Source organism: Photobacterium profundum, assembly GCF_003026285.1.
GTDB lineage: Bacteria > Pseudomonadota > Gammaproteobacteria > Enterobacterales > Vibrionaceae > Photobacterium > Photobacterium profundum.
Genome location: NZ_PYOD01000005.1, coordinates 118,675 through 144,753, shown reverse-complemented (window position 1 = coordinate 144,753; position 26,079 = coordinate 118,675). Strand labels below are relative to the sequence as shown.

The following is a 26,079-nucleotide window of genomic DNA, read 5'->3' as shown; positions in this document are numbered from 1 at the left end:
ATGTGTCAGGAATAGTTGACACTTATGAAGTGTGCGACGAAGCGGAAAATGAGTCAAGTCACTGATGTTGTATGATGAGAGATTAGTCGACTATAAATTCACTTTATAGTCGACCAAGCCAATAATTATCATAAAAAAAACAATTATCTCATTGTTATTTATTACTATTACTTATTTTGTGGGCTTTCATTTTTATGTGTTAGCTTCAGCAACAAATCACGTCGTATTTCACTCAATTTAGGCTGTTGATCGGGTTGCCACGGCAATGGTCGCATTAATGTAATCGCTTTAAGCCCTAATCGGCCCGTCAGTAAACCTACCCCCACACCTTGGGCAACTCGGGTTGACACTCGGCCCGCTAAATCCATCGACAGCATGTCCATACCCGTATCAGCAATCACTTCCGTAGCACCAGCAAAAGCCATATTGGCTAATACTAATTTGACCAATTTAATACGAGACCAATAGCCCAGCTCAACCCCGTAGACGACAGAGACTTGCTCGATTAATTTGAAGTTTCGCCATGCCACCAGCAACATATCTGCTACAGCCAGTGGGCTCACTGCAACCATGATTGCTGCTTCACTCGAATATTTAGCCACAAGCTGGCGTGATAATCGGTCTTGATGACTGAGTACCATTTGATCATACAGCTCAAGCACTTCCCGATCATTATGCGTAGCAGCTAATGACTGAATCCACCGGTCATAACCTGCATGTTCATCACGGATATTACTCAGCTTAGCCAGCTTCATACAAAAAGCTTTACCTTGCCCAATACCGTCTGCATCTAATAACATTTGTGCTTGTTCACGCTCAGTTTGACGTTGCTTTAAGCGACGGAGCTTAAATAATTCACGCCCAAGCGCTGTTATTCCCATTGTCGCAATACCAGCAACAATAACGCTCCAACCTAATGCTAACCAATCACCAGTCTGATAGGCAGATGCAACATAATCCACCGTTTGCCAACCCGTCATCGCCGCGCCAGCGATAAGTAAGCCTTTAAACCAGCTCGAACGTTTTTTCGGTTTACTCGCCAAAGAATGAGAAAGTTGTTCTTCTATATCATCATCAGCTTTCACTTCTGGCAGAAAGGTATTACTTTCTGCAAATTGCACTTGAGCTGTCAATTCAGCCTCAGAATCTGCTGGCTGTGCATCATCAAACACAATTTTGGTTTTAAATGCTTTATTTTGCGAAGGCTCACTCATTTCAACTTATCTCCTAGCAAATACTGAAGCGCTTTATCCATACGGATATGAGGCAATGGTTCATCGCTTTGTTGGGCTAATGGACGGAAATTCACAAAATCAAAACCATTATTTTGCCAAAAGCTCTCGTTGGGTAATCGACGGGGGACTTCGCCAGGAAATATTGTTTGGGGCTCCCCTTCAAGATTACACCCACGTAAAGCAGGTACTTGTGACCCTTGATGAGCAACAAAGCCAGGTTCTGTTGCTTGAATAGATGCCAAGCTAACGCAATCCATTTTAATACCCTCAAACGATGCCGTTTGCCACGCTTCATTCACTAACTGCTGCAATAAACTCACTAAATTCGGATGTTGTTCTGGCGTTACATGATCTGATTTTGTCGCTGCAAATAATACTTTATCAATACGCGGTGAAAACAATCGACGTAGTAACGAACTACGCCCGTATTTAAAGCTCTGCATTAACTGATCCAGCGCTTGGCGCATATCATTAAATGACTCGGTTCCAGCATTCAATGGCTGTAAACAATCGACCAATATGATCTGACGATCAAATTTTGAAAAATGATCTCGATAAAACGCTTTTACAACATGCTGCTGATAGTATTTATACCGGCTCTTCAGCATACCTATGTTGCTGTGTTCATCGGCTTGTTGAAGTTGTTGTTCGGTATAGTTGTGTTCCCAAATCATAGGGAAAAACTGCAATACCGGCGCCCCTGCTAGCTCGCCAGGTAACACAAAACGTCCAGGCTGAACCCAATGTAATCCACCTTCAGCCTTGCACTTATACAAGTAATCAGTAAATGCTGCCGAAATGCGTTCAATTAAAACTTCATCAGCAGGAGCAAAGGGGTCGAATGTTTCCCCCATAGCTATCCATTCTTGCGCTAATTCTAACCGCTTACCTTTTAATACCTTTGTCTGCTGTTTAGACCACGTCATGAAATCCAGATCAAGCAAAGGTAAATCAAGTAACCACTCCCCCGGATAATCCACAATATCAAGATACAAAGTGGCTGTTTCTTGAAACAGTTTCATCGGGCCTTTTTGTGGTTTATAACGTAACGCTAATCGTGTCTGGCTAACATCGCGAGTCGGTTCTGGCCAAGCTGGCGGTGAAGACAACAATGCTCCCATGCCTTCATCATAGCCAAATTTTGGTACATGCATATCACGTTGAGGGACTCGCTTAGCCCCCAGTAAATTACCATCGCGTACCGCCGTAAAAAGAGGCAAACGTGGATTTGTACTGACATGCAGTAGCTGATTGATCAATGAAGTAATAAATGCAGTTTTACCCGATCGAGATAATCCCGTTACCGCTAAACGTACGTGACGATCTAAACTACGATTAACCAGTTTATTTAACTCATTACCAATACGATTCATATCATGCCTTATTTCTTTTTATTCTGGAGATAGCATACACAAAGTAAAATTAACTGATAATGAACATTACTCGTTATTTATACCAATTGAGTACAATTAACCATCAACGAAAAAGCAGGCCTAAGCCTGCTCATTGTAACTAGTGAGATGTACGTATAGTAAGCTTTATAGATTCTTAAACTCACGATCAACATTGAATGCGGAAGATGTGACATAAGCTTCCATTTTGCGTAAATTACCTTCCATACCATTTAATTCAGATTCTACATTTCGTAAAATCTGCTCTGCAGGTTGCCCCGCTTGCCATGGCTTTTGTTTCACATTATGTTCTTTATATGTCGTTTGTTGCTGTGTACGTTCTTCCGGCATTTTATCAAGTATTAAACACGCCGCGATATACGCCAATGTCGCAAAAAAGCCAACGCCGAGTAAAAATGCTGATACCGCAAGAATTCGGACAAGCCAAATTTCCATACCAAAGTATTCTGCGATACCCGCACACACCCCACCCAATTTTCCATTTTTTGTATCACGGTATAAGATTTTACTCATTACTTATGCCTCCATTGGGGAGCTTCAGCATCAAGGATGCGCTCAAGCGTTGAAATACGATCTTGCATTTGTTCTGCGCGGATCGCTAACGCTTGCAATTGTTCATGCTCCTCACCAGATAATCCTTGGCTCGCATGACGCTTACTGCGGTAATGAAGAATCAACCATAATGGTGCAACAATGACTAAAAACACCATTAACGGACCAACAATAAAACCCATAGACATTCGTTTTTCTCCTTTCCGCGCAGAATCGACATTGTTCCAAATTAATCAGAGTAGATAACATTCATCAAGATAAGTATCTGATTATTAACTTATCAAGAATGATACTACTCTTTATCTTTAATGTTCGCTTTCATTCTAGCCAGCTCTTGTTCAATGCTGTCTTGAGCCTGAAGATCCGCAAATTCATCTTCTAAGTTTTTACCTCGACCAAGGTTGTAACTGTCAGCTTCTGCTTCCATCTCATCTATACGTCGTTCGTATTGCTCGAATTTTGATAGTGCTTCATCGACTTTACCTGTATCAAGTTGACGACGAACATCACGACGATTACCCGCCGCTTTATGTCGAAGAACCAATGATTGTTGACGAGCACGTGTCTCTTGCAGCTTTCTTTCTAGCTCTGCAACTTCAGAGCTTAGTTTATCAATCGTTTCTTCAACTAACTTGAACTCTTCATTCAGTGTTAGTGCTACGTCACTTATTTTTTGCTTTTCAATTAACGCCGCACGAGCAAGATCTTCACGACCTTTCTGTAATGCCAAACTCGCTTTCTGCTGCCAATCATTTGATTGTGCTTCAATCGAATTAATACGACGTTGCAGTTCTTTCTTATCAGCTAATGCTCGCGCTGATGAGGTACGAACTTCAACTAACGTGTCTTCCATTTCCTGAATAATAAGGCGGATCAACTTTTGTGGATCTTCAGCCTTATCAAGCAGTGAGTTTACATTTGCATTAACAATATCTGCAAAGCGAGAAAAAATACCCATAATAAAAACTCCTTTATTAAACCTGCACGTAAGGCCGATTTATAATTAATAACTTAATGTCACATCAAATATATATCAAGTCGCGTGCCAACTTTTTGTTCAATAAAAATCATACACTTAACTTTACAGCTCAATAAATAGACTGCTATGGTGTGGGGTGATACGCCAATATTTAGCGAGATTAACCATGCAAAATAAAGATAATTTAATCGGTGAATCGGAAGCGTTCCTTACCGTGTTAGATCAGGCATCTCGATTAGCATCACTTAATCGCCCGATCCTTATTTTAGGTGAACGAGGTACAGGTAAAGAGCTAATAGCACAACGAATGCATTACTTATCTCGCCGTTGGGATCAGCCCTTAATAACCTTAAATTGTGCAGCGCTAAGTGATGGTTTAATTGATTCAGAGCTATTTGGTCACGAAGCTGGCGCATTTACTGGCGCAAAAGGAAGGCATCAAGGGCGTTTTGAGCGAGCAGAAGATGGCACCTTGTTTCTTGATGAATTAGCCACGGCACCACTCGGGGTACAAGAGAAATTACTACGCGTTATTGAATATGGGGAATATGAACGAGTCGGTGGCAGTAAGACCTGCCAAGCTAACGTTCGTTTAATCTGTGCAACCAATGCAGACTTGCCTCAGCTTGCCCAAGAAGGTAAATTCCGGGCTGATTTACTCGATCGTCTTGCTTTTGATATTATTCATCTACCACCATTACGTGAACGCTTCGACGATATTCTTCCATTAGCTGAATACTATGCCGTACGTATGTGTCGTGAATTAGGGTTTGGTTACTTTTCTGGTTTCACTCCACGAGCACGTGCCGCACTACTCGAGTATCACTGGCCTGGCAATATTCGTGAACTTAAAAATGTGGTTGAGCGCTCGGTGTTTCGTCATAGCATTGAAGATGAACCTGTCGAAAATATTATCATTAACCCTTTTCATGCCCCTTGGCACGATAAAAAAGATGACACTTGCACAGCGGAAGATTCAACAAATGCTTTAACTACTGACGTTATTTTCCCAATGGATTTACGTCAATGGCAACAAGATCAAGAAATCGAAATAATGCGTAACGCGCTGGAACAAGCCAAATTTAATCAAAGAAAAGCCGCTGAATTATTGGGTTTAAGCTACCATCAACTGAGAGGGCTATTGCGTAAATATCAGCTAGTCGGCAGTAACGAAGAATAATGTTTGCAGGGTCGCATTTCTTTCATTTTATCTTGAGGTTGAGCAATTAATCTCCATAATTTCAGCAAAACTAAAAGCATGGCTATTATTTAAGCAACATAACGTTAAGAAAAAGGTGGATATCAAGGATGATTACTTGGTGGCTGTGATGGAAAATGTTAAATTTAACGACTTGATTTCATTCGACGTCTTTACGATATGAGCGCATATACTCGCCTTTTGTTTGCTTGTTTTAGCCTAGTTAGCCTTATGGGTTGTTCTGAGCCACAAAAAGATACTGATATACGAAGCCGTGGTTTCATTTATTGTGGCCAAGACACACCCACAATATTCAATCCACAGTTGACAGACGGTGGGCTGACAACAGATACCCTAGCCGCTCAAATATTTGACCGCTTATTAGTGCTCGATCCTGTTAGCCACCAACCGCTGCCAGGACTAGCTCGTAGCTGGTCGATTAGTGACGACGGACTTGAATACACTCTTGCGCTACGTAAAGGCATTGAGTTCCAAAATACGGATTGGTTCACCCCAACTCGTCAGCTAAATGCTCAAGATGTTATTTTCAGTTTTAAGCGAGTTATTGACCCTAGTCACCCATTCTTTAACATCTCTGGTGGTCGTTATCCTTGGTTTGAAAGTTTAGCTTTTGATAAATTAATCAATGATATTGTCGCGATTGATTCCCATACCGTTAAATTTATTTTAAGCCGTCCTGATAACTCTTTTCTATCAAACTTAGCTACAAGCTATGCGGTCATTTACTCACAAGAGTACGGGCAACAGCTTCTTCAGGCCGGTCAGCTAAACCAACTCGATATGAAACCTATCGGGACAGGGCCTTTTTATTTAGACCAGTACATACCTAACGATCTAATTCGTTTGAAACGTCACTGGGGTTATTGGCAAGGTGCTGCCCCAATGAATCAAGTGGTGTTCGATATATCATCGCGCGGCACAGGTTCGCTGGCTAAACTATTAAGTCACGAATGTGATGTACTCTCATCACCAGTTGCCAGCCAACTATCTGTCATTTCTGGTAGCTCAGAATTTGAATTAATGGCGCAAACAGGCATGAATGTATCGTTTCTAGCACTCAATAATAACAAGCCTATCTTGCAAGATATTCGCGTACGCAAAGCCATTAGCCTTGCCATTAATCGCGATAATTTATTGGGTTCGGTTTATTACGGTACTGGCACCAAAGCAAAAAGTATGTTGCCACCTATGTCATGGGCTTATAACCACAAGAGCCAAGCATTGGATTTCGATCCTGAAGCAGCCATTAGATTATTAAAAGAAGCTGGGTACAATAATGAACTAACATTATCGATGTGGGTTCCCACAGAACCTCGCCCCTATAACCCTAGCCCTCGAAAAACAGCAGAGCTGATTCAAGCAAATCTACAAGCAATTGGTATTGAGGTGACGATGTCACATCAAGATAAGCTTGATCGTATCAGTATGGGGGAATCAACATCTTTTGATCTTATCTTATCGGGATGGATTGCTGATAATGGTGATCCTGATAATTTCCTACGTCCACTATTATCGTGCGATGCCAAACAGGCAGGGCTTAACATTGCCAATTGGTGTAATCTAGATTTTGATAATTTACTCGAGCTTGCTTTACGTACCAATAAGCTTGATCAACGCTTAAATTATTATCATCGGGCGCAAAATATTTTAGATCAACAAGTGCCATTAATTCCATTAGCGCATGGCGTGCACTTTCAGGTTCACCATAAATCATTAGGTGGATTACAGATGAGTCCTTTCGGTACTCGCTCATTTTCCAGTGTTTATCGAAGCGAGTAAAATATGCTTATATATACCATTCGCCGATTAAATCTTTTCATCATCACTCTCGCTATTTTGACGATGATTGGTTTTAGTATTCTACGCTTAGACGAAGCATCAGCATGGAGCAGCCAACCATTTTGGAGTGGCTGGTTAAGCTACATTGAAGGATTAGCGCTGGGCAATTTAGGGCTTAATCAAAACGGAGACCCCATTTTACATGAAATTATGATGGTGTTTCCTGCTACGTTAGAGCTGTGTTTTTTCGCGTTTATACTATCGTTATTTGTCGGTATACCACTGGGTACACTCGCAGGCGTAAAGCGTGGCCGGTTTACTGATACCCTTATATCTTCAATCACTATCTTAGGGTATTCCATTCCTTTATTTTGGCTAGCGATGCTGCTAATTTTGATGTTTTCACTCAACCTTGGTTGGCTACCTGTCGCGGGTCGTTACAGCCTGTTGTACGAAATTGACCACGTTACTGGGGTGGCGATCATTGATGTTTTATTATCGGATAAACCTTACCGTTCAGAAGCGCTATCTGATGTTATTCGACACCTCGTATTGCCCACACTAGTACTGGCTATGGCACCAACAACGGAAGTGATACGACTAACGCGTGCCTCTATCTCTGAAGTAATGACACAAAATTATATCAAAGTTGCACAAACCAAAGGCTTATCAATGTTTGAAATTGTTAGGCGTCATGGCATGAAAAACGCCCTACCGCCGATTATTCCTAAGTTAGGTATGCAATTTTCAACCATGATGACATTTGCCATGCTTACAGAATCAATTTTTAACTGGCCGGGCATTGGTCGTTGGTTGTTAAACGCGATTGCAGATCAAAATTATGTGGCAATTCAAGCGGGCGTAATTACAGTAGCAAGCTTTATATTATTGGCAAATATACTATCAGATCTTGCTGGTGCAGCCGTGAATCCGCTCGTAAGGAAAGAATGGTATGCTATCAAATAACATTTATCAGGAACAAAAAATCCCAACACAGTGGGAGCGTTCATGGATCAATTTCAAAGCTAACTCATTAGCGATGTTTGGTCTGTGGTGTTTACTCATCCTGATATTAATAACCATCACAGCTCCGTGGTTAGTGCCATATTCCCCTTACCATCAGGTTGGGGAGCTGCTTATGCCACCATCATGGGATCAATCTGGTCATGTTGAATTCTTCTTTGGTACTGATGACCTTGGTCGAGATATTTTAACTCGCCTAATACTCGGCTCTCAGCTCACATTTGGCTATGCATTACTCGTCGCTCTTGCCGCAAGTCTAATCGGTTTTTTAATCGGTGTAACTGCAGGTATGACTCGCGGTTTAAAATCAAGCATACTTAACCATGTACTTGATACTGTTTTATCTATCCCCTCTTTATTATTAGCTATTATTGTTGTTGCTTATATGGGGCCAGGTGAAACCAACATTTTGTTGGCGATATGGTTAGCATTAATTCCACGATTTATTCGTGCCGTTTATACCGCCGTTCACACTGAAGTAGAAAAAGACTATATCATTGCTGCACGCCTTGATGGGGCTAACAACTTCTACCTACTGTATAACTCAATTTTGCCCAATATTTTAACCGTTATTACAACTGAATTAACACGTGCTATCTCCATTGCGATTTTAGACATTGCTGCACTGGGCTTTCTAGGTTTAGGCGCGCAAGCACCCTCTCCTGAGTGGGGTTCAATTCTGGGAGATTCCATTGAATTAATTTACTTAGCACCTTGGACCGTAACCTTGCCAGGGCTTGCAATCATGTTTAGCGTTTTATCTGTAAACTTAGTAGGAGACGGACTCCGCCAAGCATTAAATGCGGGGATTGATTAAATGCCATTACTCGATATTCGTAACCTGACGATAGAGATTGATACTCCACAAGGTATGGTTAAAGCGGTAGATCGCATGAGCTTAACCATAAACGAAGGCGAAATCCGGGGGCTTGTTGGTGAATCAGGCTCAGGTAAGAGCTTGGTAGCTAAGGCCATTGCTGGTGTCACAAAAGACAACTGGAAAGTAACGGCCGATCGCTTGCGTCTAGGAGATGTCGATTTATTGACTCTATCAACACGTGAACGTCGAAAGATTGTGGGCCGTGAAATTGCAATGATCTTCCAAGAGCCTTCTTCTTGTCTTGACCCATCTGAGAATATTGGTGAGCAATTAGAAGAGGCCATACCTTCATCATCTTTTTCAGGTCGATGGTGGCAACGTATTCATTGGCGTCAAAAACAAGCGATTGCACTACTACACAAAGTTGGTATCAAAGAGCATAAGCGCGTAATGAAAAGCTACCCGTATGAACTGACCGATGGTGAGTGTCAAAAGGTAATGATTGCCATGGCGATTGCAAACCGCCCTCGCCTGCTTATTGCCGATGAACCAACCAATGATTTAGACCCGATCACACAGGCGCAAATATTCCGTTTATTAAGCCGTATGAACCAATTAGGTAATACCACCATATTACTTGTCAGCCATGATTTAACGACTGTAACGCAGTGGGCAGATCGTATTACCGTGATGTATTGTGGCCAATCTGTCGAATCAGGTAGCCGAAAGCAATTACTGGAATCACCACACCACCCTTATACTGAAGCGCTAATGCGAGCGATGCCTGACTTTAGCTTAGATGTGTCACACAAAAGTAAATTAGAAACCCTGCCAGGCTCTATCCCCCCTCTTCAGCATCTGCCTATTGGTTGCCGATTAGGTCCACGTTGCCCACATGCACAACGTAAATGTGTAGAAGTACCCAAACGTAGGAAGATAAAAAGCCATAAATTCAGCTGCCACTTCCCGCTGAATATGGAGGATAAAAAGAAATGAGTTCTTTACTTGAAGTTGATAACCTTCAAAAATCTTATCACTATCGTGCAGGGTTATTTCGCCGCCGTACTATTGAGGCCATTAAACCAATTTCTTTCAAGTTAGAAGCAGGGGAAACCATTGCATTTATCGGGAAAAATGGCTCTGGAAAATCAACGTTAGCCAAAATGCTTTCAGGTGTTGTTGAGCCTACCGCAGGTGAAATTCGAGTTAATGGTGAAGTGTTAGCACCGAAAGATTTTCAAACTCGATGTAAATTGATCCGCATGATTTTCCAAGATCCCAATACATCGCTGAACCCACGAATCCAAATTGGTCGCATATTAGAAGGCCCATTAAAACGAAATACCAATATGACCCCACAAGAGCGTGAGCGTCGTATTATGCTTACTTTGAAACGAGTAGGTTTATTGCCTGAACATGCGTATTTTTACCCTCAGATGCTTGCTACGGGTCAAAAACAACGTGTATCGCTCGCACGAGCTCTGATCCTTCAGCCATGTATTATCGTTGCTGATGAAGCGTTAAATGGGCTCGATATGTCAATGCGATCTCAGATACTGAACTTGCTCTTAGAGCTTCAAGAAGAAATGGGCTTGTCATATGTTTATGTGTCGCAACATATGGGGGTAGTTAAACACTTCTCCGATAAAGTGATCGTCATGCAAGATGGTGAAGTTGTAGAAAAAGGACCAACGTCAGAAGTATTCAGTTCGCCACAGCACTCACTGACTCAGAAACTATTAGATAGTCACTTCTCTGCCCCAACACACGATAGAACCAATAGAATCAGTAAAGCGACACCCAAGATTAAATGTTAATTTGAATATAAAAACCCCGCTATTACTAGTAGGTAATAGCGGGATTAGTAAACGTTTGCTTTTTATTGTAAAACAATTAAGCCAGTGATTTATTTATTTCTGCTAATACAGCTGCAGGATCAGTAGCCTGTGTAATCGGGCGGCCGATAACTAAGTAATCAGAACCCGCATTAACGGCTTCAACAGGTGTCATAACACGACGCTGATCGCCAGCAGCACTACCAACAGGACGAATGCCTGGAGTAATTAACTGAAACTCTTCACCCAATGCTGATTTCAACATCGTTGATTCTTGAGCAGAACAAACCACACCATCAAGGCCACTGTTTTTAGTTAATGTTGCCAAGTTTAATACTTGTTCTTGTGGTGCACAGGCAATACCAATACCCGCAAGGTCTGATGCTTCCATACTGGTTAATACCGTTACTGCAATCAATAGTGGACGATCTTTACCATACGGTTCTAGAATATCACGTGAGGCAGCCATCATACGCTCGCCACCACTTGCATGAACGTTTACCATCCAGACCCCTAACTCTGCCGCAGCGGCAACCGCACGCGAACAAGTATTTGGAATATCATGGAATTTCAGGTCTAAAAATACAGAATGACCACGCTCATGCAATTTACGCACGAAGTCAGGGCCATATAAAGTGAACATTTCTTTACCCACTTTCAGACGACAGCTTCCCGGTTCAATACGGTCTACAAACGCTAATGCTGCATCTTGGTTCGGGTAGTCGAGTGCGACAATCACTTTAGGGTCTAACATTGAATCTCCTGCTTAGACTTCGTTTTATAGTTAACTTGGTAACTTAAAAAAAGGGCTCACCATTAAGGTAGCCCTTTTACATTATTCGATTTTATAGCCAGAAAAATACCCACAGGTATTATTCACCATCGAGACCACGAATTGGCTTAACGGTACCCCACCCTTTACAGGAAGGACACTGCCAATATAAAGAATGGGTGGCAAAACCACATTTATGACAACGATAATGAGGCTTCATTTTAAGCTGCTCACCCACCAAATGACGTAAACTGGTTAAACTTTCTTTTGCTCGACCTTCTTCAGCCTCATCAAGGTGATAATCCATCAGTTGATAAAAGCCTTTCATAGTCGGATTTTTTGTCAGCTGACGAGTCATAAACGTTTGAGCAAGAATAGCTCCCTCACGTTTGTATATCTCATCAGCGAGCATTAATTCAGCCGTCGAGCCCGCTTTCATATCTACACAATGTTGTAAATATTTCAACCAACCCGATTCATTATTTGTCGCTTCATAGCATTGGAGTAACAGAGGTAAGGCTTCACCAACAAAATCGACCTCTTGCTCGGTAACACGTTCAAGCTGCTTAGACGCCGCTTTATATTCTCCGCCTTTAATCAGAATACGTGCCATTGTTAGCGAAGCACGTACGCAGTTTTTATCTGCAGATAAGGCTTTCTTTAAACATTGCTTCGCCTTATCTTGATTTTGAGCCCCGATCTCAAGCATCGCAAGCTCACACCAATAATGGGCAATATCATGCTTAAGTTTGGGTTTTCCCATCTTAACAAGTTGGCTTGCCATCTCTATCGCTTTTTCCCACTCGCGGGTTTGTTGATAAATAGACAACAACTGCTGTAGTGCACCTTTACGGTGGTCTGGCTCATCAAGTAACTGTTCGAAGATTTTTTCAGCACGATCAAGAAAACCTGCTGCCATATAATCTTTTGCTAATTGCTGTAATGCGAGGTTTCGTTGATCAATGGTAAGGTTGGGACGGGCGATAAGGTTTTGGTGAATACGAATTGCACGATCGACCTCACCCCTGCTTCGGAATAAGTTTCCCAAAGCAAGGTGAGTATCAATTGTTTCGCTATCAACTTGAAGCAACTCAATAAAAAGGTCTACCGCTTTATCAGACTGATCAGATAACAGTAGATTCAAACCTGTCACGTATTGACGTGACATGTGATGAGATTGCTCTTGGCGCTGATTACTAGCGCTCCTATTACCCATATACCAACCGTAAGCGGCGGCGATAGGAAGTAACAGAAACAACAGCTCTAGCATTAAATGTTATTCCTTAATAGGCTCAGCACGAAGCTGATCTAACTCTTTCTGCTGCTTAACAACTTTCTTCGTTAGACGATTCTTAGAAAAGCGGGCTTTTAGATATAGCATACCGCAAATCAGCCAACCAAGCCCAAAGCCTGAACCGAATGCAATTCCCAGTAAAGTCGATAACTGGAATTCTCCTTGAGCGGCAAGATAATTAAAATTAACAAGTTCTTGGTTTTGAGCACCTAATGCAAGGGTGATCAGAAAGCAAACCACTAAAATAAGAATGCTTATTATCTTCATCGTAAATCCTCAGGCTTGTTCAATAATTTGATGTCTTGATTATGCAGCAAATTTACTTATCAAACCATGACCAATAGACATAAAAAAACGGCATACTAAGTAGTATGCCGTTTTTTTGTTCTATTCGCGGTTAAGCAGCAATTGCAGCATTAACACGGTCACGTAATTCTTTGCCTGGCTTGAAGTGAGGAACGTATTTACCATCCAGCTCAACTTTATCACCAGTCTTAGGGTTGCGACCTACGCGCGGAGCACGGTAATGTAAAGAGAAGCTACCAAAGCCACGGATCTCAATACGGTCGCCTTCTGCAAGGGTACCCGCCATGTGCTCAAGGATTTCCTTGATTGCATCTTCTACCTGTTTGGCAGAAAGATGTGTTTGTTGACTACATAGCCTTTCAATTAATTCAGACTTTGTCATAAACACTCCGTTTTTAGTATGTTTCTCAATAGTATAACCGTTTAGAGAGAAAATGCTAAAAGCCTTTTCTCTCTAAGCTCAATTATTCGCCTTTAGCAGCTTTGAAAGCGTCAGCCATAGCGTTACCGAACGAAGCTTCTTCTTGCTTGTTCAGAGTAGCCATTGCTTCTTGCTCTTCAGCAACATCTTTAGCACGAACAGATAGGTTAACTACGCGGTTCTTACGATCAACGCCTGTGAATTTAGCTTCAACAGAATCGCCAACAGAAAGTACTAGAGTTGCGTCTTCAACACGATCTACAGATGCTTCAGAAGCGCGAAGGTAACCTTCAACGCCTTCAGCTAGTTCTACTGTTGCGCCTTTAGCGTCAACTGCAGTAACAGTACCGTTTACAAGAACACCTTTCTTATTATCAGCTACGTAGCTGTTGAATGGGTCTTCTTCGATCTGCTTAACGCCAAGAGAGATACGCTCACGCTCTGCGTCTACTGCTAGAACTACTGCAGAAATTTCGTCGCCTTTCTTGAAGTCACGAACTGCATCTTCACCAGTAACATTCCAAGAAATGTCAGATAGGTGAACAAGACCGTCGATACCGCCGTCAAGACCGATGAAGATACCGAAGTCAGTAATAGACTTGATCTTACCAGTTACACGATCGCCCTTAGCTTGCATTTCTGCAAATGACTGCCATGGGTTAGCTTTACACTGCTTAAGACCTAGGCTGATACGACGACGTTCTTCGTCGATATCAAGAACCATAACTTCAACTTCGTCGCCAACGTTAACAACTTTCGATGGGTGGATGTTTTTGTTAGTCCAATCCATTTCAGAAACGTGTACAAGACCTTCAACGCCTTCTTCGATTTCAACGAAGCAACCGTAGTCAGTAAGGTTAGTAACACGGCCAGAAAGCTTAGTGCTTTCTGGGTAACGCTTAGCGATTGCTACCCATGGATCTTCGCCAAGTTGCTTAAGACCTAGTGATACGCGAGTACGCTCACGGTCGAACTTAAGAACTTTAACGTTGATTTCATCGCCAACATTAACGATTTCGCTTGGGTGCTTAACGCGTTTCCAAGCCATATCAGTAATGTGAAGAAGACCATCAACACCGCCAAGATCAACGAATGCGCCGTAGTCAGTAAGGTTCTTAACGATACCTTTAACTTCCATACCTTCTTGTAGAGAAGCAAGTAGTTCGTCACGCTCAACGCTGTTTTCAGATTCGATAACTGCGCGGCGAGAAACAACAACGTTGTTACGCTTCTGATCAAGCTTGATTACTTTGAACTCTAGCTCTTTGTTTTCAAGGTGAGCAGTGTCACGAACTGGACGAACGTCTACTAGTGAACCAGGTAGGAACGCACGGATACCGTTAAGTTCAACTGTGAAGCCGCCCTTAACTTTACCGTTGATGATACCAACAACTGTTTCAGCTTCTTCGTAAGCTTTTTCAAGCTGGATCCAAGCTTCATGACGCTTAGCTTTTTCACGAGAAAGTTTAGTCTCACCGAAACCATCTTCGATAGCATCAAGTGCTACGTCAACTTCTGCACCAATTTCAATTTCAAGTTCGCCAGCAGCGTTCTTGAATTCTTCAACTGGGATAGAAGATTCTGACTTAAGGCCTGCATCAACAAGAACGTAACCGTTCTCGATAGCGATAACAGTACCTTTAACGATAGCGCCTGGGCGTGTTTCGATTTCGTTTAGAGACTCTTCAAAGAGTAAAGCAAAAGATTCAGTCATTTAATTAATCTTCAATATGATAAACAACCATGGGTATCCTACCTCATGGGGTTGATAAAAAAGTCAGTTGTCATCCATGATACCGACAGCGCCTAACCGATTATTCGGTAGACTAGGATTTTTGTTCTAAAACTTTTTCTATATAAGCGAATGCTTGGGCTGTAACTTGCTCTATTGACATATCAGTAGAGTCTAGCACCAAAGCATCTTCCGCGGGACGCAATGGCGCTACAGATCGATTACGATCTCGGTCATCACGTTCCTGAATTTCGCTTAAAAGGCTGCCAAAGTTAACATCTAAGCCTTTTTGTTGCAACTGATTCATACGGCGGTTAGCACGTTCTTCAGCACTTGCATCTAGGAATATTTTTACGATCGCGTTAGGAAAAACAACGGTACCCATGTCACGACCATCAGCAACAAGACCTGGAGCATTACTGAAGGCACGTTGACGACGCAGCAATGCTTCTCGTACACGTGGTAATGCAGCCACTTTTGATGCAGCCATGCCCGTTTCTTCTTTACGTAATTCGCCAGAAACGTCTTCACCTTCTAGGATAACCTTAACTAAGTCACCTTCAGCTTTAAATTGAACATCTAAATGCGCAGCTAATGGTACTAAAACGTCTTCAGATTCTAGATCAACACCATGGTGAATGGCAGCAAGTGCTAATACTCGATAAATGGCGCCAGAGTCGAGTAAATGCCAGCCTAATTTTTCTGCCAACAGCATACATAGCGTGCCTTTACCGGCACCACTTGGTCCATCAACTGTGATGACTGGAGCATGAGTAGACATAAGTTTCTCCGAAATTATTTCAGCAATCTTTTCGTTAAACAGCAAAACTGCTTACTAAACGGGGACGCATTATACGTAATAAAATCGAAAAGTTATATGCGAATCGAGAAAAGAATCTAGATAAACGTGTACGTCATAATTAATGTTGGAATTTTGAGCTGCCAGATTTCAATATAGTCTTCGTATATATAAAAAAGCCCACGCAACATTACTAGAGCGAGTAACGTTACGTGGGCTTTACACTAAACTGAATTTAGATACTTTAAGCAGGCTGACTTAATCCTGCCAACTTATCGAAATAATCAGGAAAAGTTTTAGATGTGCATTTAGGATCGTTAATCGTAACCGGCGTATCGCTCAATGCGACTAGCGAAAAACACATTGCCATACGATGATCGTCATAGGTATCAATCGTTGCATGCTGTAACTGTGTTGGCGGTACAATAGTAATATAGTCATTACCTTCTTCAACCTCTGCGCCAACTTTACGTAACTCTGTCGCCATCGCCGTTAAGCGATCCGTTTCTTTCACGCGCCAGTTATACACATTGCGGATAGACGTTGTGCCTTCTGCAAATAATGCTGCAACAGCAATCGTCATCGCGGCATCAGGAATATGGTTGAAATCCATATCGACGGCTTTTAATTCGCCACGACGAGCAATAACATAATTATCGCCCCATTCAATCTCAGCCCCCATCATTTCAAGTGCATGTGCAAATTGAACATCGCCTTGAATGCTTTTTTTACCAATGCCTGTCACTTTAACTTCACCGCCTTTAATCGCAGCAGCAGCTAAAAAATAAGAAGCAGATGACGCATCCCCTTCCACTAGGAAGTCACCAGCAGCTTGGTATGTCTGCCCTGCAGGGATAAAGAACTCTTGGTAATCACGATTTTCTACCGTAACACCAAATTGCGCCATAATATGCAGCGTAATATCAATATAGGGCTTAGAAACTAGATCGCCTTTAATACGAATAACCGTGTCTTGTGTCGCCATTGGTGCAGCCATCAAGAAAGCAGTTAAAAATTGGCTTGAAATCGAACCGTCAATTTCAACTTCACCACCATTAAGGCCTGTGCCTTTAATAGCTAGCGGTGGGTAATTTTCATTTTCTAGATAAGTAACGTCTGCGCCTGCGGTACGGAGTGCATCAACTAGGTGCCCTATCGGGCGCTCTTTCATTCGAGGTTCGCCAGTTAATACAAATTCACCCTGACTAAGACAAAGCGCCGCAGCTAACGGGCGCATTGCAGTACCTGCATTACCGAGATATAGCTCTAAAGCTTGTGACGCATTGAATGCAGAACCAAGACCTTCCACTTCACAGACTGTTTTATCTGCTGATAATTGATAATTTACCCCTAGCTGCTTTAGTGCATTCAGCATATGGCGAATATCATCACTGTCTAAAAGGTTAGTAAGACGAGTCGTACCCTGCGCTAACGCTGCCAATAATAGTGCACGGTTAGAAACACTTTTCGAACCCGGTAGATTCACTTCCCCACTGATCTGGCTTATCGGCTGTAACGTTAAACTTTCCATCTGTTATTCTTCAATCCTGTATTTTGGGCGTTTCTGCAGATTAGCGAATAATGCATCAGTTCGCTAGTACCATTTACCTATTCCTTCTTTATATAGCTTTTGGTCTAACCAGAAGGTACTCTAAACTGCGTCGTATCGCTTGTTTAAACGCGAAATTACCATTAAATAAGGAATCAAGTGTGAGTTCTGAAACACCTAAAGTCGGCATTGGTATTATTGTTGTAAATGACAAGGGTGAAATTCTGATTGGTAAACGTAAAAATAGTCACGCCCCTTACTACTCTATTCCTGGTGGGCATATGGAGATTGGTGAAACATTTACTCAGTGTGCTGCACGTGAAATGGAAGAAGAAACAGGGATTATTATTCGTAACCCTGAAGTCATCGCTATAACGAATAACCTCGCGACGTTTCATGAATCCGGCAAACACTACATAAGCGTTGCACTACTTGTGACTGATTTCACTGGCAACGCTGAACTAAAAGAACCTGATAAATGTGAAGGCTGGTTGTGGGTTAATCCTAAAGAAGTCCCGACGCCTCAATTTGATGCGAGTGAGCAATCTATTCAGTGTTATTTGAACAATGCGTTTTGCATAAATGATTAATGCTATTCATTTGTGCCTAATAACCGAATAGCACCGATATATAGAAAAAGCGCCTTAGCGCTTTTTCTAATGAACCAGTAGAAATATAACTTCACTTTAATCAGGATCTAAACGACAAAATGATAAGTTATTAGAGGCATCACGCTGGCACTCTATTTCAACCCATTGTCCATTAAATATACCTAATGAACCATCGGATGACGAATAGCCCCAAATCGTATTTCCGGAGACCTTACCTTCTAGGCTTATCTCGTTGTCTTTATCTTCTCTTTCGATCTCTTTTAAAACGAACTGCCCATTAACGTCTCGCCCATCGAGTTCAACCCACTGTCCAGCTAAGGTGTTTATCGTTAAACCATCATCAAACACCGTATTTGGCCCAATAGGAAAATCAATACCGTTAATACTCACGACTGAGTTGCCATATGAGGCTTCACCTTCGACGTTAAACTCTCGCCCTTGAATGCCAGTATCATCATCAAAATCCACTTCAATCGCGACTAATTTTCCATTAACCACTTTTAAATCAACATTGACTTTAAAACCAGCCATTAGCATTGATTGGTTACCATCGTCATACCGTGTCGATTCATCAACCATTATGGTTGTTCGCTGATTAAGTTCAAAAACAGTTTGAGTTGAATTAACCCATGAAATAATGCCTTCTACATCAGTGTCATCAAAATCTGACGCCGATTCCGCATCTACCTTAGATGCGATTATCAGCCCATTTTGATATTGGCCATCGACCTCGACCCACAAACCATTTTGGATAACTTGAATATCATCTAAAATGGCATTCGAGTAATCAACAAGCACGTTGCCAATCATAAACGTGAAAGCATTTACATCTAATTGAGATATCGACCCTTCTATCTCAGAAAAGGATAAAGCTGATATTTCATTAATCGATGTGACTTTCCAGCTTGAGTCTGCATGTACTTGAGCTGAAATTAACACCCAATCTCCCACAGTTATATCTGAACTTAGCTCCGCGTAAGTAAACTCCATATTATTAACAGTGATCTTATCATTAAGGATTGCTGACACTTGACCGGTATATTCAGGGTCTAATTCAATATTATTTGCAACATCATCACGTAAATCAGCACTGATGTGAGTCCCTTTTGTAATCGTTTCGAACGGATAAGTTTGAGATTGATATTGAACGTTAGCATTGTCTGCATCGACTGTTAAATTGCTAACTGAAATGCTTTTATCACTATAAGAAATATCATCAACATATCCATTTAATGTCTTTGTCGTGACTTGTGAATTATCTGAGCTAGAATCAGAATCACCGCCACAGCCCACTAAAGCCACGCTAATTAGAGTGACCAATGTCAATCGTTCCATAACCATACCACCTGAGAATACTGTTCTTTTTATAAACAATGTCATTCAAGTAAAAATACAAACAGGAATATACATTTCGACTTAATTGAAACCTGAAGAGTATAGATAAGCTTACAGGTGGCGATGTAAAGACTCTGTCTGATTATTAATAATAAGACAGCGGTAAAAAAAGGATAATAGAGACCTTTTAGGGTCAGTGGCGGTGGTAACGAAACCTATAATGCAGATTGCAGTGTGGTTATCATTCAACGTATTAGTAAATGATTGGTAAAAAAGCTAAATTCAGACAAAAACCGTCTTTCGACGGTTTTTTCATTAACGCTATCATCAATTGCAATTAAGCATTCTCTTGCTCAAACTCGCGCATGAAATCGACGAGCGCTTGCACACCTTCAATAGGCATTGCGTTATAGATTGAAGCTCGCACACCACCAACCACACGGTGCCCTTTTAGCGCTTTCAAACCAGCAGCATCGGCTTGTTCTAAAAACTTAGCGTCTAATTCAGGGTTCTTTAGCTGAAAAGGGGCATTCATGAAAGAACGGTTATCTACGTGAACATCGTTCTTATAAAAATCAGAACTATCAATGAAGTTATATAATAATTCAGCTTTCGCATCGTTACGTTGCTTCATGGCTTCCAAACCACCGAGCTCTTTCAGCCACTTAAATACTTCACCCGCTAAATACCAAGCAAATGTCGGAGGTGTATTAAACATCGATTCTTTATCGACTAAGACGGTGTAATCAAAAATGCTCGGAATTTCTTGCTTGGCTTTACCAAGAAGATCATCACGAACGATAACAATCGTTAAGCCAGCTGGACCAATATTCTTCTGTGCACCCGCATAAATAACACCATACTTTGAAACATCGATAGGACGAGAAAGAATCGTTGATGATAAATCGGCAACAATCGGCTTATCCGTTTCAGGCAAATCGCGAATTTCGATTCCATCAATGGTTTCATTCGGGCAGAAATGCACAAATGCAGCATCGTCTGAAAGTGACCACTCACTGGCTGGTAAAATGGCTTTTTTACCTTCGCGTTCACACGTAATATCAACCGCGTTAGGCGAACAATACTTCTTGGCTTCAGTGATAGCACTGTGTGCCCAGTAGCCACCGTCCATATAATCTGCAGTATTTGCATCGCCCAACAGATTCATAGGAACGGCTGCAAATTGCCCGCGAGCCCCGCCATGGCAAAAAAGTACATGATAATTGGAAGGAATAGCTAAAAGCTCACGTAGATCTTTTTCCGACTGTTCTGCAACCGCTAAAAACTCTTTACTGCGGTGGCTGATTTCCATCACAGACGTACCTAAACCATTCCAGTTAATGAGCTCTTCCTGAACCTTTTTTAAAACTTCCGCTGGGATCATCGCTGGGCCAGCGCAAAAGTTATAGACTTTTTCCATGATGAAAAACGTGCTCCTGCTGTGTAATGGGGAATATTCACTTTATGCCTGTCACTCGATACGCTTAAAAGACGTTGTGACAAGAATCGACTCATACCCAAACTACTTCAAGATGCATGATTCAGAGCTTCCTCTGGGAATTCAATTCAAGCGAAATGTATGTAGGAATGGCATCCCATTTCAAGCACATTTTGCGCGGAAGTGAGTTTCCAGAGGAGCTCCCAAAGGGCGAGTTTCAGTGGCTTTTATACTGCGTTAGCCACACTCCAAATAGAATCCCATTTCAAGCACATTTTGCGCGGAAGTGAGTTTCCAGAGGAGCTCCCAAAGGGCGAGTTTCAGTGGCTTTTATACTGCGTTAGCCACACTCCAAATAGAATCCTATTCGCTCATATGGCAGCCTTGCCTAAAAGCCACTGAATTCTCGCTGAACACTGCATCTTGAAGTGGTTTGGGTATATCATTTTTTACACCTTTATTTCAATTCTGAAAAGCCCTAGGCGTAACTATTTATAGAAAAAAGGAGAACTCAGTAATATTTGGTCATATCAGCCATTAATTGACGCTTTTCAGGCATAAAAAAACGCAACCCTTAGGCTGCGTTTTTATTAACGTATCAAGCTAACAAGATTACTCTTCGTCAGTTGCTTCGTCTTGCTCTGAATCTGCTTCTGGCTGTTGTGCTGCATCAGTATCGACAACTTGTTCGCCGTCAACTGCAATTTCACCATCTACGATAGCGTCTTCTTCCAGTTCAACAACTTCTAGTTCGTCAATACGCTGTAGTCCAACAACAAGTTCTTCTTCAGCAGTACGGATCAATGTAACACCTTGAGTGTTACGACCGACACGACTTACTTCAGCAACACGTGTACGGACTAACGTACCACCGTTGGTGATCATCATGAACTCATCGCCGTCTTCAGCTTGAACTGCACCAACAACGCTACCATTACGATCAGAAACCTTAATTGATACAACACCTTGTGTTGCACGGCTCTTCGCTGGGTATTCTGTAAGTGCTGTACGCTTACCGTAACCATTTTCAGTTACTGTTAGTACATCACCTTCGTTGTGTGGAACAATCAGTGATACAACTTTATCACCTTCAGCAAGCTTCATACCACGGACACCCGCAGCAGTTCGGCCCATTCCGCGAACACCACCTTTACCATTCTCATCGGCGCTTTCGTAGAAGCGAACAACTTTACCGAATTTAGAGAACAGCATGATGTCATCGGTGCTGTTAGTAATATCAACACCAATCAATGAATCGCCTTCACGAAGATTCACAGCAATGATACCAGCGCTACGAGGGCGGCTGAAATCAGTCAATGGTGTCTTCTTCACAGTACCATCTGCGGTTGCCATGAATACATACTTATCTGCTTCGTACTCACGTACAGGCAGAATAGCAGTAATACGTTCATCTTCTTCCAATGGAAGAATATTCACGATTGGCTTACCACGAGCAGTACGGCTCGCTAATGGTAGCTGGTAAACTTTCAGCCAGTACATACGACCACGGCTTGAGAAGCACAAAATAGTATCGTGTGTATTAGCCACTAGCAGACGCTCGATGAAATCTTCATCTTTCATGCGTGTTGCTATCTTACCTTTACCACCGCGACGCTGAGCTTCGTAATCGCTCAAAATCTGGTACTTAACGTAACCTTCGTGAGATAAAGTCACGACAACATCTTCTTGAGTAATCAGATCTTCAAGATCGATGTCATGGCTTGCTGCTGTAATTTCAGTACGACGTTCATCGTTAAACTGTTCTTTAACAGCATAAAGCTCATCACGAATCACTTCCATTAGGCGCTCAGGGCTGCCTAAAATAAGAAGTAGTTCTTCGATAACATCAAGAAGGCCTTTATATTCTTCAAGGATCTTCTCGTGCTCAAGACCTGTTAAACGGTGTAAACGTAGCTCAAGAATTGCTTGTGCTTGTGGTTCAGTTAAGAAGTACTGACCACCGTGAATACCGAATTGTGGCTCTAACCACTCAGGTCGTGCAGCGTCAACACCAGCACGTTCAAGCATTGCCGCAACATCACCTAGCTGCCATGGACGAGCTAATAGCTCTTCACGTGCAACTTGTGGTGTTGGTGCGCTTTTAATTAATTCAATGATTTCATCGATATTAACCAAAGCAATTGCAAGACCTTCAAGAAGGTGTGCACGTTCACGTGCTTTACGCAATTCGTAGATAGTACGACGAGTCACTACTTCACGGCGGTGATTAACGAAGCACTTCAACATTTCTTTAAGGCTGAACAACTTAGGCTGGCCATGGTCAAGTGCAACCATGTTAATGCCAAATGTTGTTTGCAGCTGAGTTTGCGAGTAAAGGTTATTCAGAATAACTTCACCTACCGCATCACGCTTACATTCAACAACGATACGCATGCCATCTTTATCAGACTCATCACGTAGTGCGCTAATGCCTTCAACTTTCTTATCTTTAACTAGCTCTGCAATCTTTTCGATTAAGCGTGCTTTGTTAACCTGGTACGGAATCTCTGTGACAATAATGGTTTCTCGGCCATTCTTCTCTACTTCGATACTCGCTTTGGCACGCATGTAAACTTTACCGCGTCCAGTATGATAAGCATCAATGATACCTTTACGGCCGTTGATCAAGGCTGCAGTTGGGAAATCCGGTCCAGGAATATAATCCATTAGCTGTTCGACAGTGATATCTTCATTATCGATAAATGCTAAACAACCGTTAATCACTTCGCCTAGGTTATGGGGCGGTATGTTTGTTGCCATACCAACCGCGATACCCGATGAACCGTTAACTAAAAGGTTTGGAACCCTAGTTGGCATAACCGCTGGAATGAATTCTGTACCATCATAGTTAGGCACATAATCAACGGTTTCCTTATCAAGATCGGCCAACAATTCGTGGGCGATTTTTGACATACGGATTTCGGTGTAACGCATTGCCGCCGCTGAATCACCATCGACAGAACCAAAGTTACCTTGGCCGTCAACAAGCATGTAGCGTAGCGAGAATGGTTGCGCCATACGTACGATAGTATCGTATACAGCACTATCACCATGCGGGTGATATTTACCGATTACGTCACCAACCACACGGGCAGATTTTTTGTAAGCTTTATTCCAGTCATTGCCTAGCACATTCATCGCGAATAATACGCGACGGTGCACTGGCTTTAGGCCATCACGCACATCCGGAAGAGCACGACCCACGATAACTGACATCGCGTAGTCGAGATACGAGCTTTTCAGCTCATCTTCAATGTTAACGGGCGTGATCTCTTTTGCAAGATCGCTCATTGAGCCAATATCCCTCAGGTAATTTCTGTCGTATTTTTAATACGTGCAAGGTGCGAGAATATAGCATAATTCACACTTAATAGGCACACATTTCACGACGTATGTTGTGAGTAATTTAGCGTATTTAGAAAAAATCAGAAACAATGAGAGCAACATCTGAATGTATTTTCTTTTGAATGATTAATTATCAACCAACCCCATTGCTTTCTAATTACGTTTACTGCCACTCTTGATTAAGTTGTAAGCAATTGTAAAAAAACAACCCACCCCGCTTTTAATACATATTCATCACCAAACTGACTCCACACTGAATAGAAAAGTGATCGTTATCAATTTTCATAAACGAGCTCCGAGTAGTATCACTCCTGTACTAAGTAAAACAACATGCATATTAAGCAATAACTGTAATTGACTTAAAAAGTGAGGTCGTTATGTTAGGAACAGCAATCAACACCATCGGGCTTTGTATCATTGGTGGCAAATACATTCTTATACTTATTTTGGCAGCACTAACCCTTTCTTCTGGTTCTATCAGCCCTGAATTTTTAACATTTAGTCTCACTGGTACATCTGAATAACTTAACGCCAAGAAGTAATAGAAATTTATATTTGATAAAAATCATATTAAGCAGTGATACCATCACTTTCACTGCTTTTAGTCCCTTTTTTTCCTTTTCTTTTTCACTTTCCACACTCGCCTCATTCAGTTCTATCAATTCATGGCTTATAATCCGCCAATCAATTAAGGAAAATGGCGATAAGCATGACCAAACAGTTAAATGTCGATCCGGCAGAAATCAGTAAATTTGAAGATATGGCGTCACGTTGGTGGGATTTAGAGGGTGAATTCAAACCTTTGCACCAAATCAACCCACTTCGCCTTAACTATGTGGTTGACCACGCTGGCGGGCTGTTTGGTAAAAAAATTCTTGATGTAGGCTGTGGTGGCGGCATTCTTGCTGAAAGCATGGCAAATGAAGGCGCAGATGTTACTGGCCTTGATATGGGTAAAGAACCTTTAACGGTTGCACGCCTTCATGCATTAGAAACGGGTGCAAAATTAGACTACGTACTACGTACAGCTGAAGAACAAGCAGAATTACATCCAGAAACATACGATATTGTCACTTGTATGGAAATGCTTGAACACGTTCCCGATCCCGCATCGGTTATTGCGGCATGCGCCAAAATGGTGAAACCTAACGGGCATGTTTTCTTTTCTACCTTAAACCGTAATGCTAAATCGTATTTATTTGCGATTGTCGGTGCTGAACAATTATTAAAACTGGTACCAAAAGGGACTCACGACCACAAGAAATTCATTCGCCCTTCTGAACTTATCGCAATGATTGATCAAACGCCTTTGCAAGATCGTCATATCACAGGTTTACACTATAACCCGCTGACTGATAACTACTGGCTAGGTAAGAGTGTTGAGGTGAATTACATCGTTCACACCGTGAAACCATAAGTTACAAAAGCGTAAGTTATAAAAAATTGACTAAAGGGCGCTAAGCGTCCTTTTTTGTATCTTCGAATAACACCTTACACAAGTAATACTTCACGTATCACAAATTGCTCTCTAGCTTCAGCCGTTCAACAGATTACAAGTACTTCTTCTTACTCGAAAGGTAACTTGGGTATATGCTTTCTATAGCCTCTAAATCTTTGCTATAG

24 protein-coding genes are annotated in these 26,079 nt (G+C 41.9%); 9 read left to right on the top strand and 15 right to left on the bottom strand.

Annotated elements, in window-relative coordinates; all coding sequences use genetic code 11:
* Nucleotides 1-167 precede the first annotated feature (167 nt).
* From C9J48_RS14610 to pspA, 5 genes are all read right to left on the bottom strand, one after another.
* Nucleotides 168-1,214 (bottom strand): YcjF family protein, encoded by a 1,047-nt coding sequence (locus tag C9J48_RS14610; protein ID WP_006233516.1) that lies wholly within the window; start codon nt 1,212-1,214, stop codon nt 168-170.
* Nucleotides 1,211-2,608: a YcjX family GTP-binding protein gene (locus C9J48_RS14605; protein WP_006233515.1), complete on the bottom strand. Its 1,398-nt coding sequence runs from the start codon at nt 2,606-2,608 to the stop codon at nt 1,211-1,213. Before C9J48_RS14605 ends, C9J48_RS14610 begins: the two co-directional genes overlap by 4 nt.
* A 165-nt stretch (nt 2,609-2,773) precedes the next feature.
* Entirely contained in the window at nt 2,774-3,160 is a 387-nt protein-coding gene (pspC, locus tag C9J48_RS14600) for an envelope stress response membrane protein PspC (protein ID WP_006233514.1), read from the bottom strand.
* Nucleotides 3,160-3,387 (bottom strand): envelope stress response membrane protein PspB, encoded by a 228-nt coding sequence (gene pspB, locus C9J48_RS14595; RefSeq protein ID WP_006233513.1) that lies wholly within the window; start codon nt 3,385-3,387, stop codon nt 3,160-3,162. Before pspB ends, pspC begins: the two co-directional genes overlap by 1 nt.
* A 104-nt stretch (nt 3,388-3,491) precedes the next feature.
* Entirely contained in the window at nt 3,492-4,157 is a 666-nt protein-coding gene (pspA, locus tag C9J48_RS14590; RefSeq protein WP_006233512.1) for a phage shock protein PspA, read from the bottom strand.
* 187 nt (nt 4,158-4,344) lie between these two features.
* Here pspA and pspF point away from each other — a divergent pair, with 187 nt between their 5' ends.
* The 6 genes from pspF to C9J48_RS14560 all read left to right on the top strand — a co-directional run bounded on the left by pspF (nt 4,345) and on the right by C9J48_RS14560 (nt 10,836).
* Nucleotides 4,345-5,358, top strand: coding sequence for a phage shock protein operon transcriptional activator (gene pspF / locus C9J48_RS14585; RefSeq protein ID WP_006233511.1), 1,014 nt, complete (start codon nt 4,345-4,347; stop codon nt 5,356-5,358).
* Nucleotides 5,359-5,556: 198 nt separating this feature from the next.
* Nucleotides 5,557-7,176 carry an ABC transporter substrate-binding protein SapA gene (gene sapA / locus C9J48_RS14580; RefSeq protein ID WP_006233510.1) on the top strand — a complete coding sequence of 540 codons (1,620 nt, stop codon included), beginning with the start codon at nt 5,557-5,559 and terminating at the stop codon, nt 7,174-7,176.
* A 3-nt stretch (nt 7,177-7,179) separates the two neighbouring features.
* Nucleotides 7,180-8,142 (top strand): ABC transporter permease, encoded by a 963-nt coding sequence (locus tag C9J48_RS14575; protein ID WP_006233509.1) that lies wholly within the window; start codon nt 7,180-7,182, stop codon nt 8,140-8,142.
* Nucleotides 8,129-9,016, top strand: a complete 888-nt coding sequence (sapC, locus tag C9J48_RS14570) for a putrescine export ABC transporter permease SapC (RefSeq protein WP_006233508.1) — start codon at nt 8,129-8,131, stop codon at nt 9,014-9,016. Before C9J48_RS14575 ends, sapC begins: the two co-directional genes overlap by 14 nt.
* Nucleotides 9,017-10,015: a peptide ABC transporter ATP-binding protein gene (locus C9J48_RS14565; RefSeq protein ID WP_006233507.1), complete on the top strand. Its 999-nt coding sequence runs from the start codon at nt 9,017-9,019 to the stop codon at nt 10,013-10,015.
* Nucleotides 10,012-10,836 (top strand): peptide ABC transporter ATP-binding protein, encoded by an 825-nt coding sequence (locus tag C9J48_RS14560; RefSeq protein WP_006233506.1) that lies wholly within the window; start codon nt 10,012-10,014, stop codon nt 10,834-10,836. The genes C9J48_RS14565 and C9J48_RS14560 overlap by 4 nt, the downstream gene beginning before the upstream one ends.
* A gap of 76 nt (nt 10,837-10,912) precedes the next feature.
* Here the strand turns inward: C9J48_RS14560 and pyrF are convergent, their stop codons facing one another.
* The 7 genes from pyrF to aroA form a co-directional block, all read right to left on the bottom strand.
* Nucleotides 10,913-11,608: an orotidine-5'-phosphate decarboxylase gene (gene pyrF, locus C9J48_RS14555; protein ID WP_107281171.1), complete on the bottom strand. Its 696-nt coding sequence runs from the start codon at nt 11,606-11,608 to the stop codon at nt 10,913-10,915.
* A gap of 118 nt (nt 11,609-11,726) precedes the next feature.
* Nucleotides 11,727-12,896: a lipopolysaccharide assembly protein LapB gene (gene lapB, locus C9J48_RS14550; protein ID WP_107281170.1), complete on the bottom strand. Its 1,170-nt coding sequence runs from the start codon at nt 12,894-12,896 to the stop codon at nt 11,727-11,729.
* Between the two features lie 6 nt (nt 12,897-12,902).
* Complete coding sequence (locus tag C9J48_RS14545) at nt 12,903-13,187, bottom strand: LapA family protein (RefSeq protein WP_011219114.1); 285 nt, start codon at nt 13,185-13,187, stop codon at nt 12,903-12,905.
* 130 nt (nt 13,188-13,317) lie between these two features.
* Entirely contained in the window at nt 13,318-13,608 is a 291-nt protein-coding gene (gene ihfB / locus C9J48_RS14540; RefSeq protein ID WP_011219115.1) for an integration host factor subunit beta, read from the bottom strand.
* An 82-nt stretch (nt 13,609-13,690) separates the two neighbouring features.
* On the bottom strand, nt 13,691-15,361 hold the full coding sequence (gene rpsA, locus C9J48_RS14535; protein ID WP_107281169.1) for a 30S ribosomal protein S1: 1,671 nt from the start codon (nt 15,359-15,361) through the stop codon (nt 13,691-13,693).
* A gap of 112 nt (nt 15,362-15,473) precedes the next feature.
* Nucleotides 15,474-16,160, bottom strand: coding sequence for a (d)CMP kinase (gene cmk, locus C9J48_RS14530; protein WP_006233181.1), 687 nt, complete (start codon nt 16,158-16,160; stop codon nt 15,474-15,476).
* Nucleotides 16,161-16,422: 262 nt separating this feature from the next.
* Complete coding sequence (gene aroA, locus C9J48_RS14525; protein WP_006233180.1) at nt 16,423-17,709, bottom strand: 3-phosphoshikimate 1-carboxyvinyltransferase; 1,287 nt, start codon at nt 17,707-17,709, stop codon at nt 16,423-16,425.
* 179 nt (nt 17,710-17,888) lie between these two features.
* Between aroA and C9J48_RS14520 the strand changes: the two genes are divergently transcribed.
* Nucleotides 17,889-18,317 carry a nucleotide triphosphate diphosphatase NUDT15 gene (locus C9J48_RS14520; protein ID WP_006233179.1) on the top strand — a complete coding sequence of 143 codons (429 nt, stop codon included), beginning with the start codon at nt 17,889-17,891 and terminating at the stop codon, nt 18,315-18,317.
* A 96-nt stretch (nt 18,318-18,413) separates the two neighbouring features.
* Here C9J48_RS14520 and C9J48_RS14515 read toward each other — a convergent pair whose 3' ends face one another.
* From C9J48_RS14515 to gyrA, 3 genes are all read right to left on the bottom strand, one after another.
* On the bottom strand, nt 18,414-19,673 hold the full coding sequence (locus tag C9J48_RS14515) for a DUF5666 domain-containing protein (RefSeq protein WP_006233178.1): 1,260 nt from the start codon (nt 19,671-19,673) through the stop codon (nt 18,414-18,416).
* Nucleotides 19,674-20,010: 337 nt separating this feature from the next.
* The gene (gene serC / locus C9J48_RS14510) at nt 20,011-21,093 is read right to left on the bottom strand and encodes a 3-phosphoserine/phosphohydroxythreonine transaminase (protein WP_006233177.1); all 1,083 of its coding nucleotides are present in this window, start codon (nt 21,091-21,093) and stop codon (nt 20,011-20,013) included.
* Between the two features lie 630 nt (nt 21,094-21,723).
* Nucleotides 21,724-24,402 carry a DNA topoisomerase (ATP-hydrolyzing) subunit A gene (gene gyrA, locus C9J48_RS14505; protein ID WP_006233176.1) on the bottom strand — a complete coding sequence of 893 codons (2,679 nt, stop codon included), beginning with the start codon at nt 24,400-24,402 and terminating at the stop codon, nt 21,724-21,726.
* A 431-nt stretch (nt 24,403-24,833) separates the two neighbouring features.
* Here gyrA and C9J48_RS27930 point away from each other — a divergent pair, with 431 nt between their 5' ends.
* Nucleotides 24,834-24,980: a hypothetical protein gene (locus C9J48_RS27930; protein WP_006233175.1), complete on the top strand. Its 147-nt coding sequence runs from the start codon at nt 24,834-24,836 to the stop codon at nt 24,978-24,980.
* Between the two features lie 185 nt (nt 24,981-25,165).
* Complete coding sequence (gene ubiG / locus C9J48_RS14500; protein WP_006233174.1) at nt 25,166-25,873, top strand: bifunctional 2-polyprenyl-6-hydroxyphenol methylase/3-demethylubiquinol 3-O-methyltransferase UbiG; 708 nt, start codon at nt 25,166-25,168, stop codon at nt 25,871-25,873.
* Nucleotides 25,874-26,079 lie beyond the last annotated feature (206 nt).